At 73.3% G+C, this 803-nt stretch carries 1 protein-coding gene; it reads right to left on the bottom strand.

All coding sequences use genetic code 11. The features are described 5' to 3' along the window. On the bottom strand, positions 1 to 803 hold an 803-nt coding region (locus tag D7V77_RS42270; RefSeq protein WP_120581759.1), incomplete at both ends, for a DAK2 domain-containing protein.

Raw genomic sequence — 803 nt, 5'->3', positions numbered from 1 at the left:
TATAAGAGCCAGCTCCCGGACCGCGCGCACGAGCGTCACCGCCGCCGGGTGCAGCGCATCCACCATCGTCCGGTCTCCCGGCCGCGCCCCACCCAGCTCCGACACCGCTTCCACACCCACTTCGAACGCCTTCGCCCAGGCCGCCGCATCCGTCGGCTTGTTCGCCAGGAAGCGCGCCGCTCGCAGCAACGCCGTCGCGTAGAACGGCCCGGAGCTGCCACCGATGTTCCGGCGCAATGCCTGTCCCAGCTCCGTCAACGCCCCCGACGGCGTGGCCCACGCCCCCTCCGGCAACGCGCGGATCGCCGCCGCGCCACGCGCCAGGCTCAAGCCCAGGTCCCCATCCCCCGCCTTGCTGTCCAGCTCCGTCAGCCGAGCCTCGGCCGCGTCCCAGGCGTCCGCCACCGCCAGCGCCGCCGCGCGCACCTGCGGCATCATCGGCTGCGGCTTCGGATGCCCCTTCACTGTCGGCAGCGCGGCGCGCGTAGGCACCACCTGGCGGCGCGTCACCACCCGCCCCCGCCCCGGCCACGCTGGCGCCTCCGTCGGCGCGTCCAACCGCGCGAGCCGCGCGTCATCCACCTTCAGCAACGTCAGCGAGCACCCCGGCATCTCCAATGCCGACAGGAACGTGCCCTGCCACGCGCGCTCCACCTTCACGCCTCGCTCCGCCAGGAACGCCAGCGCCCGGCGCGTCACGATGGCCAGCTCCATGGGAGGCGTGCCTCCCAGCCCATTCACCATCAACGCCACCCGGTCGCCCCGGCCCACCTTCCGGTCCTCCACGATGGTCGACAACATCG

The organism is Corallococcus sp. CA041A (genome assembly GCF_003612075.1).
GTDB classification, from domain to species: Bacteria; Myxococcota; Myxococcia; order Myxococcales; family Myxococcaceae; genus Corallococcus; species Corallococcus exiguus.
The sequence above is the reverse complement of the archived record's forward strand: the minus strand, read 5'-3'. Positions and strand labels throughout refer to the sequence as shown.